The following is a 14,834-nucleotide window of genomic DNA, read 5'->3' on the forward strand; positions in this document are numbered from 1 at the left end:
TCTTTGCCCCTCTTAACGGGCGCGTGTGGTTGTCCACTGCACGGCAAATACGCTGGCCAGCACGACAACCAGCCCCAGTAACGCCGTACCGGTGATTGATTGCCCCAGCAACGCCCAGCCCAGCACCACCGCGGCCAGCGGGCTCAGTAAACCCAACGAGGCAACGGCGACCGTCGGCAACCGGGCCACACCGCGGAACCAGAGTGAATAGGCGAGCAGTGCCCCTGCCAGGCTGAGATAGCTGTAGGCCGCCCACTGCGTCAGAGTCAGTTCCGGCAGTGGCGCATCGATCTGCCACGCCACGGGCGCCAGCATCAACCCGCCAATCACTAACTGCCAGCCGGTGAGCGACAGCACGGGGAGATCCACTCGCCAGCGGCGCGTCAGCCAGACGCCTGTCGCCATGCAGGCGGCGCCCAGGAATGCCGCTGCCATGCCGAGGGGTTCGAACACCGTCTGTGGCGAGAGCAGCAGCACGCCCATTCCCACCACTCCTGCCACTGCCGACCACAGGGTGGCCTGTGCCGGTGAGCGGCGATCCACCGCCCAGACCAGCACCATCACCAGCAGTGGCTGGATGGCGCCCAGGACCGCAGCCAGGCCACCGGGCAGGCGATAGGCCGCGACAAACAGCAGAGCCTGGAAGACACCAATGTTTAAGGCACTGAGCACGATCAACCGCCACACGTCACGCCGGGCGGGCATCTGTCTCGTGAAAAGCAACAGCAACAGGCCCGCAGGCAACACGCGGATTAATGCCGCCGTGAATGGCCGATCGGGCGGGAGCAGTTCTGAGGTAACAATATAGGTAGAGCCCCAGATGGCAGGGGCCAGGGCGGTCAGCAAGACATCGCGCCAGTAGCGCAAAGAGGGTGTAGTGTTCATGACATTACCTTCAATTCAAGATATTATGATTCTGTTGATCAACTACCTTGAAGTCAAGACAAATGAATAATCGAACCCCTCCAACGCCGCGTGATGCGGTCGATATCATTCTCGAACAATGGCGGCGCGAACGCCCCGATCTGGATGCCAGCCCGATGGGGCCGATCGGACGGATAAAGCGTTGTGCCATCCTGCTTGAGCAGCAGTTGGAAGTGGGTTTTGCCCGCTTTGATTTAGTGAGCTGGGAGTTCGATATGCTGGCCACGCTGCGGCGTTCTGGCGCACCTTATTGCCTCAGCCCAACCGCACTATTCTCCACATTGATGGTGACATCGGGCACCATGACTCATCGGCTGAAGCGGCTGGAAACCCGTGGGCTGATATTGCGCACAGCCAGCCAGCAAGATGCACGCAGCACCCTGGTGCAGCTCACACCCGAGGGGCTGGAACTGATCGAACGCGCCGTGGGGCCGCATGTTGAGAACGAACGTCAGATGCTGTCGGTGTTACCCACGGAGGTGCTGGCGAGTCTTGATGCGTCTCTCTCTCAGCTGATGCAGGCGTTAGAGGGAAATGCGGGAAAAGCGTAACGAGCAGGGCCACATTCACGGCCCTGAGAGTAATATGGAAATAAAGTCCATCCTATCAAGATGAAATCGGGCGACTATTCTGCAAAAACTTCCGGCCCTTTAGTTTCAATGGTATTCAAAATACGCAGCGCGGCGTTACCAGGTTGGCTTTCGTTACGTTCCCACTTGGATACGCTTTCTATTGACATACCCAAGGTCATCGCCAGGTCTGCCTGAGAAAGCCCATAACGGATGCGCAGGCTTTTGATTTGCATACCATCCATACAACGAATTTTTGGCAATCGCTCCCGCAACTGCCGCGCTTTAATTCGTGCATCCACTCGAGCGACGGTTTCATCAGAAACCACTCCCAGTTTGTTATAACGATTGGCCATGCCCTGAAGGCGCTTCAAACGTTCAGTCATCGCAATTTACCTCAATGAGTTCTTTCACTTTAATCAGCTGTTGCCTGAGATAATCGTTCATTTTCAAAAAATCCTGAGCCACATCGCAGTAGGACTCTATCTCGTCCATTTCCAGCTCTTTTCCCTTCTTTTTAGATAGCTCACTTTTCACATAGATGTCGAAAAAATAGAGGTGATCACCATGAGAAAAAAAGATGATGGAGCGAGCACCATTACTGGCGCCACTACCGGCAACACCAATACGTTTCTTATATACGCTGCGGCCTAAATGCCCATCGTGAGCACCATTTCTGACCAGATCTGCGGCCTTGCAGAGTTTCTGGTCACTAATACGAAAACGCTTTCTGTCTCGATCAAACTCCGGAGTCATATATGTCGGCATAGTCCTTTACCCGATGAAAAACCCGTAAGCAGGACTATAGTCCTGCTTACGGGTTATCTCAACCAGAAAGATGACGGCGGGTTAGTGCAGAGAAATAAAGTGATTCACTTTAGGTTTTTCCTCCCCCTGATGGAAACGGGTCACGCTGCTTTGTAAATCCGCATCGGCATGGGAGACGCGCTGATGCTGACGCAGATGCTCATGCCAGGACTCCACCAGGAACCACTCGATCAGCGTGGTGGCATCGCGGCTGTGCTCGGCAATGCCCCAGGCGTAAGCCCCATCACGGCGGCGGGTAAGCGACAGTTTTTTAATCTCTGCCAGAAACGCCGGACGATCTTCGGGTGCGATCTGATACTCAATCTGAATCATCACCGGGCCACGATCTGCCGTGACGGGTGTTTCTAACGCGGGCTGATCCCAGTGACCGGACGGTTGCAGGTCGGCCTCGCCTGCCGGAAGTTTAAGCCGCAGACACAACAGCGCGGAAAGCGTCAGCGCCACAGCGGCAATCAGCAGGGTTCCCACCAACCCGGTTTCCTGTGCCACCAGCCCCCAGAACAGACTGCCTGCAGCCATGGCACCGTTGAAAATCATCAGATAGACCGCCAGGCCGCGACCCCGCACCCAGTCGGGCAACACCGCCTGCGCCACACCGTTCAGTGAGGTCAGCGCAATAATCCAGCTCATGCCCAGCAGCACCATCAGCGGCAGGGCCAGCGCTTTGAGTGGCAGCAGGGCAATGACCACCATTACCAGCGCGGAAAGCCCCGCCGACAGCAGCATTAACCCGTCAACGTTCATCCGTTGACGCAGGACAGGCAGCAGCAGTGCCCCGACAATCGCCCCGATACCGACCGCGCCCAACAGCGTGCCGTAAAACCCGGCGCTTCCCTGTAACAGATGACGCGCCACCAACGGCAGCAGTGCCCAGATGGCGCTGGCAAAGAAGAAGTAAATCGCGGTGCGCACCAGCACCCGGTGCAGTTCACGACTGGCTTTGACGTAGCGAATGCCCGCGCGGAATGCACCGAAAAAATGTTCGGACAGTTCATTTCTCGTTTTATGCGGGCGCTTCCACCAGACCAACGCGGCAATCACGAACACATAGCTCAGGACATCAGCTCCGTAGGCCGCCCAGGCACCGAGTGCCGCCAGCAACAGGCCGCCGGTTGCCGTGCCCACCGCACGGGCGATATTGATCCCCAGCGAGTTAAGCGCCACCGCATTCTTCAACTGCGGACGTGGCACCAGCTCCGGCACAATCGCCTGCCAGGCCGGGCCCATCAGCGCCGCGCCGATGCCGCCAATAAAGGTCAGTGCCACCAGATACTCGACGGTCAGCAGATTATTATGCGAGAGGATCAGCAGCGTACCGCTGACGCTGGCCAGCAGCAGCTGGACAAAAATCAGCAGGCGACGGCGATCAAGAATATCGGACAGCACCCCGGCCGGGATTGCCAGCAGGAAAATCGGTAAGGTGGCGGCAGTCTGCATCAGTGCGACAGCCGCCGGATTAGACGACAGCCCGCTCACCAGCCATGAACTGGCCACATCGCGCATAAAGCTGCCGGTATTGCCGAGGATGGTCGCGGCCCAGATCACCGCAAACAGCCCTTGCTTAAGCGGCGCAAAAGCACCGGATGACGTTGTCTTCATGGTCAGGCTCCAGGACGAAGTGCAGCCGCCGCCTGTTCGCCCAGGCGGCTGGAAGGAGAAGGATCAGGCCTTACGAGCCGGGGCTTTGTGTACCATCGTGTAGGCATAATCCACGCCCATGCCGTATGCACCGCTGTGCTCACGCACCCGATCCATCACGTCGTCGTACGTGTTCTGTGAGTCCAGCAGATCGAATATAGACATGGTCAATTCCTCTTTTCGTTATCAGTAAGCGATGTAGTGAGCGAGTGTTTCGCTGCTGGAAACAAGACTAATGGCGACTAGAATTTGCTGATAGCGGAAAGAACTGGGCAACTCGTTAAGATTTTTTTGACAGTTTGTTTTCGGGTAAATAGAGGAGAATAAATATGAGCACATTCACTACGCAGGACGGCACGCAAATTTATTTCAAAGACTGGGGCACGGGTAAGCCGGTCCTGTTCAGCCACGGCTGGCCGCTGGATGCCGATATGTGGGACAGTCAGATGAATTTCCTTGCCGAACGCGGCTACCGCGTTATCGCCTTTGACCGCCGTGGCTTTGGCCGCTCTGACCAGCCGTGGGAAGGGTACAACTACGATACCTTTGCGTCAGACATCAACGATCTGATCCAGCATCTTGATCTGCATGACATTACGCTGGTGGGCTTTTCAATGGGCGGCGGCGACGTGTCGCGCTATATCGGCCGCTACGGCAGTGAGCGCGTCAGCGCACTGGTGCTGCTGGGGGCGGTGACGCCGATCTTCGGTAAGACAGACGACCATCCTGAAGGGGTAGAAAAAGCGGTATTTGACGGTATTCGTGATGGATTACGCAAGGATCGGGCGCAGTTTATCAAAGACTTTGCCACGCCGTTCTACGGCATTAACGCCGGGCAAACAATTTCCGACGGCGTGCTGGCCCAGACGCTGAATATCGCGCTGCTGGCCTCGCTGAAAGGCACCATTGACTGTGTGACGGCGTTTGAAGAGACTGATTTCCGGAGCGATATCGCGAAAGTGACCGTGCCAACGCTGGTGATCCACGGCAGTAACGACCAGATAGTGCCGTTTGAAGCCACCGGTAAACTGGCTGCCGCGATGATCCCCGGATCGGCGCTGAAAGTGTATGACAACGCGCCGCACGGCTTTGCTGTGACCCATCAGGATCAGTTAAATCAGGATCTGCTGGCGTTTTTGCAGCGGTGATATTATCGCAGGCGGGGCATGCCCCGCCCCTACACTTTGCAGGGTAATACGTAGGGGTCAGCATGCCCCGCCCCTACTTTGCAGGGTCATACGTAGGGGTCAGCACGCCCCGCCCCTACTTTGCAGGGTCATACGTAGGGGTCAGCATGCCCCGCCCCTACTTTGCAGGGTCATACGTAGGGGTCAGCACGCCCCGCCCCTACTTTGCAGGGTCATACGTAGGGGTCAGCACGCCCCGCCCCTACTTTGCAGGGTCATACGTAGGGGTCAGCACGCCCCGCCCCTACTTTGCAGGGTCATACGTAGGGGTCAGCACGCCCCGCCCCTACTTTGCAGGGTCATACGTAGGGGTCAGCACGCCCCGCCCCTACTTTGCAGGGTCATACGTAGGGGTCAGCATGCCCCGCCCCTACTTTGCAGGGTCATACGTAGGGGTCAGCACGCCCCGCCCCTACTTTGCAGGGTCATACGTAGGGGTCAGCACGCCCCGCCCCTACTTTGCAGGGTCATACGTAGGGGTCAGGCATGCCTGACCCGCATCAGCTGCGCGCCGCCAGCCACACGGCATAGGCTTCATCCCAGATGGCGGCAGGCGTTCCTGCCTTGCCAAGGCCAAAACCATGTCCCCCCTGCGAAATACGGATCATCTGCACCGAGACCCCGGCCTTGCGGCAGGTATCGTGCATGATCACGCTGTTTTCCGGGTCTGAGGTGTGGTCATCTTCCGCCTGAGCGAGGAACAACGGCGGATAAGCACGGGTGACATAGTTCTGTACTGACCAGCTGGCCTCTTCCGCCGGGGACGGATGATTGCCCACCAGCGACAGATGCGTATTGGTGTGCGTGTAAGGAGGTTCGAGGGTGATCACCGGGTAAATCAGCCCCACGCTGTCAGCTTTGGGGACAATCTGGTCAATCGCATCCTGCGGAGCATAGGACGCGTAATCCGGGCGCGCCGCCGCCAGGCCCAGCATATGCCCGCCCGCCGAGAAGCCGAGCAGGTGCACATTGTTTTCCATTGAACGCACCAGGCGGATCGCCCGCTGTGCATCCTGAAACGCCACGCGGTTGCCATCCTGCCAGTGTTCGCCAGGCAGACGATAGCTGAGCACATAGGCGGTATAGCCTTTGCTGTTCAGCCAGCGCGCCACCGGCCACCCTTCCCGGCCCATGCCAATCCAGCGATAGCCACCACCAGCGGCGATCAGCACCGCCTTACCGTTAGGATTCTCCGGCACAAAGCGCTGAATACCCGGGCTGACAATATTTGACCACGATCCGTTCGCAGAAATGCGCAGCGCTCCCGTCGGGCCGCCGCCGCCTGGCGGTTCGTCCGGCCATAGCGGGAAAAAGTCCTGACGGGCGAACAGCTTATCGGTGCTCATGGCAAGCATAAACGCGCCGGTGCCCAGGATGAACCGACGGCGACTAATCAAGATGCATGTCCAACATTCTCAGCAGAAAACAGGGAAGGTATTGTTGAGCCACTTAGGAATGGGCTCAGTGGCGAAATAGTATGCATATCGACAAGAAAATGCCACTGAGATCACACTTTTTTCATCACGGAATGGAAAATAGTCAGGAAGGTGTCTAACGGGCCCTGGGAGCCAGGGCCCGGCAGGGATTATTTCACGTTTTTGCTGGCAAAGGCTTCGTAGTTATCTTTGGTGATCACCTGATACGGGATCCACATAAACTTGTCGCCATTTTTGCCGTCAATGACCTGTTTTGCCATGGTAACCGCGCCTTTACCCTGGCCTGCAGCATCCTGGAAAACGGTTAATGCCAGCTTGCCGTTTTTAATAAATTGCAGCGCATCCGGGGTGCCGTCGATCCCGGCGACCAGGATATCTTTCTTACCGCTCTGATTCAGCGCCATAATCGCGCCAATCGCCATCTCATCGTTGTTGGCAGCAATCGCATCGATCTTATTGCCGGACAGCAACCAGCCGGAAGTGACATCCACGGCTTCGTTACGCATCCACTGGGCAGACTGCTTCTCAACCACTTTCATCTCTTTATATTTGGCGATGACATCTTCCGTGGCTTTGGTGCGCTGACGTGCTTCTTCTGCCGACAGGGCGCCCATCAGAATGGCGACATTCCCTTTGTAGTTCATTTTTTTCGCCAGCGCTTCCATCTCCATGCGCCCGCCCAGCAGCGAATCGGAGCCAACATAAGCCATTTTTCCGCTCAGTTCGACTTCCGGTTTACGGTTAACAAAAATCAGCGGAATATTGGCGCGTTTTGCCGCCTCCATCATCGGTTTTACTCCCTGGGTATCCACCGGATTGAGGATGATGGCGTCCACGCCCTGGTTAATAAAGTTCTCAACCTGCTGTACCTGTACCGCGATATCACCTTTAGCATCTTCAAACTGTCCCTGGATCTTCTCTTTTTCCATCTCTTTCGCCATCTGCGTACGCAGAATGGAGACAAAGTTAAGATCGAAGTTCGCCAGTGCAACACCGATACGCAGATCTTTTGCCTGGGAAGCGGGTGCCAGTGCAAGAGCACCAATCAACAGTGCGATTTTATTCACGTTCATGGATGGATTCCTGTAGGTGTAGGTAAGTTATTATTTTGAGTAGTGAAAAGAATGAACGGTGCAGGTCCTCCTTAAAAAACGCGGCCAGGGCTGGCCGCATCATGTTTAATTAATCAAAGTGCGCTTTAAAGCTTGCCAGGGCCGCTTCGCTGTCCCCTGACGCCCAGCCTTCCAGTGCAATGACCCCCCGATAATTCATCGCCCGCAGGGCTTTCGCCACTGCACGGTAGTTAATCTCGCCTGTTCCCGGCTCACAGCGGCCCGGTACGTCAGCGACCTGGATTTCACCAATCGCATCGCCACTGCGCTGCACCAGTTCGATCAGATTGCCTTCGCCGATCTGCGCGTGGTACAGGTCAAGATTCATTTTCAGATACGGGCTGTTTACCGCCTCCACCAGCGCCAGCGTATCGGCGGCTTTGGCAAACGGCGTGCCCGGATGGTCAACGGCAAGGTTGAGATTTTCCAGAGTAAATACGCGCCCGGCTTTCTCACCCAATGCGGCTAATTTTTCCAGCGTACGCACGGCTTTTACCCACATCGGGCCAGTGACAACCTCCACAGGCTTGACGGGCAGCCCCTGATTATCCAGGCCGGTGCCGTGCAGGTTCAGGCTCGGGCAATTAAGACGTGCTGCCACGGCCAGCGATTCTTCGGCGCTGCTTAACAGGTTGGCGATCTCGTCATCGTCCGTCAGATTGCCGGTCAGGTAGCCGGTCATGGAGGTAAAACTCGCCCCCGTTGCAACCAGCGCATCGATGTCTTTATTGTTCCAGTGCCAGATTTCCACGCCGAAACCCAGCTGATGAATACGCTTCACACGTTCGATAAAGGGTAAATCCAGAAAAACCATTTCGGCTGAGACCGAAAGACGATAATCCGACATCGTTGTTATCCTCGTAATTGAATCGGTTTGCCCTGCTGAACAGAGGCAATACAGGCCAGTGCGATTTCCAGCGCGTTACGCGCATCGTCGCCGGTGGCGCGTGGGGTTTCACCGCTGGCGGCACAACGGACAAACTCGGTCAGTTCGGCAATGTAGGCATCGGCCAGCAGGTCGGTGTCCTGACGGGAGGTCTCAATGGCAATTCCGGCTGCGCCGTAACGCACACAGTTATTGACGTTAATGTTGCCCATCTGGAACATGCCGTTACTGCCGAAGACTTCCGCACGCACGTCATAACCATAGACCGCCTGGAAGTTAGCTTCAGCCACCGCAATCGCGCCGTTATCAAAACGGATAGTCACCACCGAGGTATCCAGCAGCCCTTTATCTTTGAAGTCCGGGCGCACCAGCGCATCGGCGATGGCATACACTTCCACCGGTTTCGCGCCGGGGTTACAGTGCAGCAACGTGTCAAAATCGTGGATAAGCGTTTCCAGATAGATAGTCCACGGCGGGATGCCGCTCGGATCGCGCAATGGGGAAGGGTCGCGGGTCAGGGAACGGATCAGCTGCGGCGTGCCGATCTCACCCTTTTTGATGGCGTCCAGCGCGGCGGCGAAGCCGTTAGCAAAACGGCGGTTAAAGCCCACCTGCAATACCACGACTGCTGTTTTCGCGGCAGCAATCGCGTGGTCAGCTTCTTCGAGCGTGATGGCCATCGGTTTTTCACAGAAGACATGTTTCCCGGCCCGGGCAGCCGCGGCCACCAGCTCCGCATGCGTCCGTGCCGGTGTCGCGATCAGCACCGCATCAATGTCAGGATCGTCGAGCATCAGCTGGGGCTCGCTATAATATTTGCCCGCACCCAGCTTCTCAGCCAGACGCTGCGCAGCTCCCGGCACGGGATCGGCCACCGCGGCCAGCACCGCCCCCGGAACCTTTTGCGCCAGCGAGGTCGCATGGAAGCTCCCCATGCGCCCTGCTCCGATTAACCCCACACGCACGATCTGTTTTGTTACTGACATCTTGTTCCCCTTCAGGTGGCTGGCTGACTGTTTTTGTCGTTAAACAGACATAAGCAAACCCTATGCCAGAGTGCAGAACACCGCAGGGCGCGCCTTTCTCTTCCTGTCGCGATCACAAAATGCACACAAAAAAAACATGTCAACTTAACATGTCTATAAAATGGACATTCCATGAGTGGGAGGGAAGCAAAATGAATCAACCGACGTTAGCCGGTGCGATCAACGCAGAGTGTGATGGACAACTGAGCCTGCCTGCGGGCAGTGAAGCCAGCCGCTGGGACAGCCAGCTGGAACAGGCGAGACGGGATTTTGATGCCGGGCGCGAGCCGGAGTTTGTCCGCCCGGATGTCCTCAATTCATGGAAAAGCAGCCGTGCTGCCGGGATCGATCCTGCGTATTTTGCTTACACCTTCCCGCCCGAGGAACGGGTCAAACAGATTCTGGCCGACAATGCCGAGCTGATTGAGGTGGCGGGCAGCATTATGGAAAATCTGCTGGCCTATAACCCGGACGGCCACATTAATCTGACCAATGCGCAGGGGGTGACGCTCTCCTGCTGCGGTCGCGATCTGACCCCGATAGGCAGCATTCTGACCGAATCAGAGATGGGCACCAACTGTACCGCGCGCTGCCTGAAACAGCAGCGGCTGGTGTATATGCTCAACGGTGAAAACTGGAAAGCAGCCTTGCGTGAGCGTCATCTGCAATGTGCTGCCGCGCCCATCCGCGATGCTGAGGGACGGATGATCGGCGTACTGACGCTGACCGCCAGCCAGGATAATTTCCACTACCATACCCTCGGTACCGTGCAGGCGGCCGCCGAAGCGATCGGCCAGCAGCTGATCCTGCGTGCGTTGCTGGCGGAACAGAAGTCGATCCTCGAAACGCTGAACGAAGGGGTGATCGTGCTCGATCGCTCAGGGGTGATCAAAACCATCAACCGCTATGCACGACAGATCTTCCACGGACTGGCACGCGTCGGCCATCAGGTGGATACGGTACTGAACCCGGAACATGCGCGCCTGGCGACCATGACCTTCTGCAACGACCGCGAAATCGTCTTCAGCCCCGCAGATAATCAGCGCGTCTGCTGCCTGGTATCGGTGATGCCTGCGCCAGGCGGCGGTAAGATTATCGCCCTGCGTGAGAATCAGCGTATCCGCGCCATTACCCGCCGGGTGATGGGGGCCAGCGCCAGCTATACCTTTGATATGCTGTGCGGCAGCGCACCGGCTTTGCAGGTCGCGATGGAGAAAGCCCGTAGCTGCTGTCGCAGCGACAGCACCGTGTTACTCACCGGAGAGAGCGGCACTGGCAAGGAGCTGTTTGCTCAGGCGATCCATAACGGCAGCCTGCGTTGCGGCGAGCCTTTTATTGCCGTTAACTGCGGTGCGCTACCGCGCGATCTGGTACAGAGTGAGCTGTTTGGTTATATGGACGGTGCGTTTACCGGATCGCGGCGCGGCGGTGCCGCAGGTAAGTTCGAGCTGGCAGAAGGCGGGACGCTGTTTCTTGATGAAATTGGCGATATGCCGCTGGAAGCGCAGACCAGCCTGCTGCGCGTATTGCAGGAGAGTGAAGTGGTGCGCATTGGCGCGTCGCAGCCGGTGAAAGTCAATGTCCGCATTATCGCGGCCACCAACTGCAATCTGATCCGGGCAGTGGAAACCGGTGCGTTTCGCCGCGATCTCTACTACCGTCTGAACGTGATTTCTATCCCCATTCCCGCCCTGCGCGAACGCAGCAGCGATATTCCGGCGCTCACCGAGTGGTTCCGCGAAAAAGTCTGCACCCAGTTGAAAAAGATCAACGTGCAGTTTACCACCGGGGCAATGGAAGCCTTAAGTCACTACCACTGGCCGGGTAACGTCCGTGAGCTGGAGAACATTGTTGAGCGAGTGATCAATATGAACGACGGACTGTTTATTGATGTGCAGGATCTGCCCGATGAAGTCATCCGGCGCATGTCCTCTCCCCCTGCCGTTCATCCTGCGGAGCCGCAGCAGGCAGCTCGGCTTGATGTGAATGAGCGCGCGCATATTATTAGCACGCTGGATGCACTGAACGGAAATTTGCGCCAGGCAGCTCAGTTAATGGGGCTGTCACGTGCCGGGTTATATAATAAACTGAAGAAATACCAGATCAGTGCTGACGAGTTTCGCCGCTGATCGCTTCGGTCACTGCGGTGACCCCTTTCGCTGTGCTGACTGAGTGCTTATGTGGTTCGAACATCTTGATTTTGCCGTTATTCTGCTACAAATCGTCTTAATTGATCTGTTACTGGGTGGCGATAACGCCGTCGTTATAGCCCTCGCCTGCCGTAAACTGCCGCCGCACATGCAGAAAAAAGCGATTATTCTCGGCACGCTCGGGGCGATTGTTGCCCGCGTTGTGCTGCTGATTATTGCCGTTCATCTGTTGGCGCTGCCGTGGCTGAAGATCGTCGGTGGCCTGCTGTTGCTGTGGATTGGCTTTAAGCTGGTCGGCAGTGAAGAGGAAGAAGCCAACATCAATGGCGACAACCGTCTGTGGAAAACCGTGCTGACCATTACGCTGGCCGATGTGGTGATGTCGCTGGATAACGTGCTGGCCGTGGCTGCAGCGGGTAAAGGCAACGTCTGGCTGGTGTCGTTCGGGGTGTTGATCAGTATTCCGATTATTGTGATGGGCAGCAAACTGGTACTGACGCTACTGACGCGCTTCCCGTTTATCGTCACGCTCGGCGGAGCACTGATTGGCTGGATTGCGGGCAGTATGCTGGTCACTGACCCGGCACTACTGCGTTATACCGCTGCGATCCCGCATCTGCACTGGATTGCCGGGGCCATTGGGGCACTGATGGTGGTGGGATACGGTGTGGTAAGACGCGGGCGGGCGTCGTAGGGGGCGGGCATGCCCGACCCGCATCAATACCGGGTGAGGCATGCCTCACCCCTACAAAAATGCGATGGTTTTCGGAGGCATTTAACCTGACGCTAAATCTTCTCTTTCTTCGACATGCTATCCAGATACCCCATCACAAACGCCGACAACACAAACGTCAGATGAATAATCACGTACCACAGTAGCTTGTTATCCGGGATATTCTTCGCATCCATAAACACCCGCAGCAGATGGATAGAGGAGATGGCAACAATCGATGCCGCAACCTTATTCTTCAGCGACCCCGAATCCATCTTGCCCAGCCAGTTGAGCTTCTCTCTGTTCTCATCAATATCCAGCTTAGAAACAAAATTTTCGTAGCCGGAGAGCATCACCATCACCAGCAGGCCACCAACCAGCGTCATGTCGATCATCGAAAGCAGCACCAGCACCATGTCATTTTCGGACATCTCAAGCACGTGTGGCAGCAGATGGATCAGCTCCTGGAAAAACTTAATGGCCAGTGCCACTAACCCCAGCGACAGCCCGAGGTAAATCGGTGCCAGCAGCCAGCGCGCAGAGTAAATCAGGTTTTCGACGAAACGTTCCATAGCATCCAGTTCACAATTCAACAGGGCGAACAGTATACCCGATGGCTGATAGACTTTTTCAAGGCATGCGCGCTTAAAACAACGGAATTTAAGCGACTTTACGTTGAGACGGACTATTCCCGGACCGGCAGCGCCTCTTCATTACTGCCCTGTGGCAGCAAATCGTTAATCGGGCGCATCATCTTTTTCATCTGGCGCTCATAGCCGAACGGGCTGCCCTGCCCGCTATCGGCCTGCATCGTAAGCTGTGGCTGACTTGCCGCAAAGGCCTGGGGGAAAGGATGAAGAGACAGCACCGCCAGCACGGCGGCCATTTTAGTCAACTGGCGCACGGGTCCTCCGGACTTAATGATATTGACGGAACTGAATGCGGTAATCGCGCGGGGTAACATTGAAGTGCTTTTTAAACACCCGCTGGAAGCACTGCTGGGAAGAGAAACCGAGGTCCATCGAGATCGCCATAATGCTTTTGGTCGAACTGACCAGGCAGCGTGCAGCCTGATCAAGACGGCGGCTGCGAATAAACGTCGCCAGGGTGATGCCCCTTTGCTCTTTAAACGCACGTTGCAGGTGCCACTTCGAATAGCCAGATTTTGCCGCTACGGCTTCAATATTGAGGCCTTCTTCTAAGTGATCGTCGATCCAGTCGACGATAACGTCCACGATTTCATTTTTCATTTTTAGCTCCGCGATGACGGGCGCATGACGCCCACTCCTGCCTTAAAAGAACAAGGAAGTTATTTATTATTTTGATTTTATTGAAGTAATTACGATATGAAAAAAAAGGGAGAACATATCAAAAAAACGTGGAAGGGATGGTATTAGACCGCTTAAAATAGTTCAAATAGATAATATAAATCTTTGATAATAGATAAGGGCTATATGCCAGCGAACATGGATCTCAACCTGGTGCGGGTATTTATCGCTATTTATGAAACCCAAAGTGTCAGCGGGGCTGCCGAACGTTTGTTCATTACTCAGCCCTCTGCCAGCTATGCCCTAGCCCGGCTGCGGGTTGCGACGGGTAACGAGCTGTTTAAACGCAGCCGTAAAGGGATGCAACCCACTCCCACCGCCAGTCAGCTCTATACGGTTTTTAAAAAGTCTCTCAGTGGCATTGAGAAGGCGGTGGCAGACACCCGCAGCTTCTCTCCGGACACATCCTTTCACAAATTTCGTCTCGCCCTCTCTGACCTTGGCGAACTGCTGTTGCTACCCGGTCTGGTGAAACATCTGCGCGCCGTCGCCCCTAACGTGCAGCTGGAGGTGATCCCGGTAGAGATGCGAAAACTGGATGAATGGTTGCTGACCGGGAAAATCGATGCCGCGCTGTGCAGCCGTAACGAAAGTATTTCGCTGGCGCAGCGTGACCGGATTATGGATGAGTGTTATGTCTGCCTGTTGAACGACCAGCACCCGCGCATTGGCGACACCCTGACGCTGGATGCCTACCTGGAGGAACAACACATTATTGTGTCGACCATCAGCGGGCATTATATGGTGGAAGAGCGGATAAAAGAGTATGGCTATGAGCGCCGCATTGCGCTGGAAGTCCCGCACTTTGCGGCGCTGGGCGAGCTGATTGCCTCCAGCGAACTGCTGGTGACGCTGCCCTCCAGCGCGGCGAAAATCTACGTCGCGCGTGGCAACGGGCGCATCATCGAACTGCCGTTTGAGCTACCGAATCTTGAGGTGTACCTGTACGGGCACACCGAGATCGGGGATATCACCGCCAAAACCTGGTTCTACAACCTGCTGAAAAACGTCAGCCCACTGCTGATGGTCCGCCGGTAAC

The 14,834-nt window shown here is 56.2% G+C and carries 16 protein-coding genes and 1 pseudogene; 5 read left to right on the plus strand and 12 right to left on the minus strand.

Going from position 1 to position 14,834, the window contains the following annotated elements:
* Positions 1-12: 12 nt before the first annotated feature.
* On the minus strand, positions 13-885 hold the full coding sequence (locus WH279_RS01125; RefSeq protein ID WP_339454731.1) for an EamA family transporter: 873 nt from the start codon (positions 883-885) through the stop codon (positions 13-15).
* 62 nt (positions 886-947) lie between these two features.
* Here WH279_RS01125 and WH279_RS01130 point away from each other — a divergent pair, with 62 nt between their 5' ends.
* On the plus strand, positions 948-1,475 hold the full coding sequence (locus WH279_RS01130) for a MarR family winged helix-turn-helix transcriptional regulator (RefSeq protein WP_339454732.1): 528 nt from the start codon (positions 948-950) through the stop codon (positions 1,473-1,475).
* 74 nt (positions 1,476-1,549) lie between these two features.
* Here the strand turns inward: WH279_RS01130 and WH279_RS01135 are convergent, their stop codons facing one another.
* The 4 genes and pseudogenes from WH279_RS01135 to WH279_RS01150 all read right to left on the minus strand — a co-directional run.
* The gene (locus tag WH279_RS01135) at positions 1,550-1,879 is read right to left on the minus strand and encodes a helix-turn-helix domain-containing protein (RefSeq protein WP_227535521.1); all 330 of its coding nucleotides are present in this window, start codon (positions 1,877-1,879) and stop codon (positions 1,550-1,552) included.
* A complete protein-coding gene (locus WH279_RS01140; protein WP_227535519.1) occupies positions 1,872-2,261 on the minus strand; it encodes a type II toxin-antitoxin system RelE/ParE family toxin in 390 nt (129 codons plus the stop codon). The genes WH279_RS01135 and WH279_RS01140 overlap by 8 nt, the downstream gene beginning before the upstream one ends.
* Positions 2,262-2,342: 81 nt before the next feature.
* Positions 2,343-3,920 carry an MFS transporter gene (locus tag WH279_RS01145; protein WP_339454733.1) on the minus strand — a complete coding sequence of 526 codons (1,578 nt, stop codon included), beginning with the start codon at positions 3,918-3,920 and terminating at the stop codon, positions 2,343-2,345.
* Positions 3,921-3,983: 63 nt separating this feature from the next.
* Positions 3,984-4,091 (minus strand): annotated as a pseudogene (locus tag WH279_RS01150) (hydrolase); the annotation flags it as partial.
* A 197-nt stretch (positions 4,092-4,288) separates the two neighbouring features.
* Between WH279_RS01150 and WH279_RS01155 the strand changes: the two are divergent.
* Positions 4,289-5,107, plus strand: coding sequence for an alpha/beta fold hydrolase (locus WH279_RS01155; protein WP_339454734.1), 819 nt, complete (start codon positions 4,289-4,291; stop codon positions 5,105-5,107).
* Positions 5,108-5,646: 539 nt separating this feature from the next.
* Here WH279_RS01155 and WH279_RS01160 read toward each other — a convergent pair.
* The 4 genes from WH279_RS01160 to WH279_RS01175 form a co-directional block, all read right to left on the minus strand.
* Positions 5,647-6,501 carry an alpha/beta hydrolase gene (locus WH279_RS01160; RefSeq protein ID WP_339454735.1) on the minus strand — a complete coding sequence of 285 codons (855 nt, stop codon included), beginning with the start codon at positions 6,499-6,501 and terminating at the stop codon, positions 5,647-5,649.
* A 230-nt stretch (positions 6,502-6,731) separates the two neighbouring features.
* Complete coding sequence (locus WH279_RS01165) at positions 6,732-7,655, minus strand: substrate-binding domain-containing protein (protein ID WP_339454736.1); 924 nt, start codon at positions 7,653-7,655, stop codon at positions 6,732-6,734.
* 109 nt (positions 7,656-7,764) lie between these two features.
* Positions 7,765-8,541 (minus strand): TIM barrel protein, encoded by a 777-nt coding sequence (locus WH279_RS01170; protein WP_339454737.1) that lies wholly within the window; start codon positions 8,539-8,541, stop codon positions 7,765-7,767.
* Between the two features lie 5 nt (positions 8,542-8,546).
* Positions 8,547-9,566 carry a Gfo/Idh/MocA family oxidoreductase gene (locus WH279_RS01175; protein ID WP_339454738.1) on the minus strand — a complete coding sequence of 340 codons (1,020 nt, stop codon included), beginning with the start codon at positions 9,564-9,566 and terminating at the stop codon, positions 8,547-8,549.
* 191 nt (positions 9,567-9,757) lie between these two features.
* Here WH279_RS01175 and WH279_RS01180 point away from each other — a divergent pair, with 191 nt between their 5' ends.
* Both WH279_RS01180 and WH279_RS01185 read left to right on the plus strand, forming a co-directional pair.
* The gene (locus tag WH279_RS01180) at positions 9,758-11,734 is read left to right on the plus strand and encodes a sigma-54-dependent Fis family transcriptional regulator (protein ID WP_339454739.1); all 1,977 of its coding nucleotides are present in this window, start codon (positions 9,758-9,760) and stop codon (positions 11,732-11,734) included.
* Between the two features lie 43 nt (positions 11,735-11,777).
* Positions 11,778-12,449 carry a TerC family protein gene (locus WH279_RS01185; RefSeq protein ID WP_374760148.1) on the plus strand — a complete coding sequence of 224 codons (672 nt, stop codon included), beginning with the start codon at positions 11,778-11,780 and terminating at the stop codon, positions 12,447-12,449.
* Positions 12,450-12,541: 92 nt separating this feature from the next.
* Here the strand turns inward: WH279_RS01185 and WH279_RS01190 are convergent, their stop codons facing one another.
* The 3 genes from WH279_RS01190 to WH279_RS01200 form a co-directional block, all read right to left on the minus strand.
* Positions 12,542-13,039, minus strand: coding sequence for a TIGR00645 family protein (locus tag WH279_RS01190; protein ID WP_133844428.1), 498 nt, complete (start codon positions 13,037-13,039; stop codon positions 12,542-12,544).
* A 113-nt stretch (positions 13,040-13,152) separates the two neighbouring features.
* A complete protein-coding gene (locus WH279_RS01195; protein ID WP_339454740.1) occupies positions 13,153-13,371 on the minus strand; it encodes a hypothetical protein in 219 nt (72 codons plus the stop codon).
* A 13-nt stretch (positions 13,372-13,384) separates the two neighbouring features.
* The gene (locus WH279_RS01200) at positions 13,385-13,717 is read right to left on the minus strand and encodes a helix-turn-helix domain-containing protein (protein WP_133844436.1); all 333 of its coding nucleotides are present in this window, start codon (positions 13,715-13,717) and stop codon (positions 13,385-13,387) included.
* Between the two features lie 204 nt (positions 13,718-13,921).
* On the opposite strand from WH279_RS01200, the gene WH279_RS01205 reads away from it, so the two are divergent.
* The gene (locus WH279_RS01205) at positions 13,922-14,833 is read left to right on the plus strand and encodes a LysR family transcriptional regulator (RefSeq protein ID WP_200642542.1); all 912 of its coding nucleotides are present in this window, start codon (positions 13,922-13,924) and stop codon (positions 14,831-14,833) included.
* The last annotated feature ends 1 nt before the right edge of the window (position 14,834 follow it).

Source organism: Erwinia sp. MYb375 (assembly GCF_037479175.1).
GTDB lineage: Bacteria > Pseudomonadota > Gammaproteobacteria > Enterobacterales > Enterobacteriaceae > Erwinia > Erwinia rhapontici.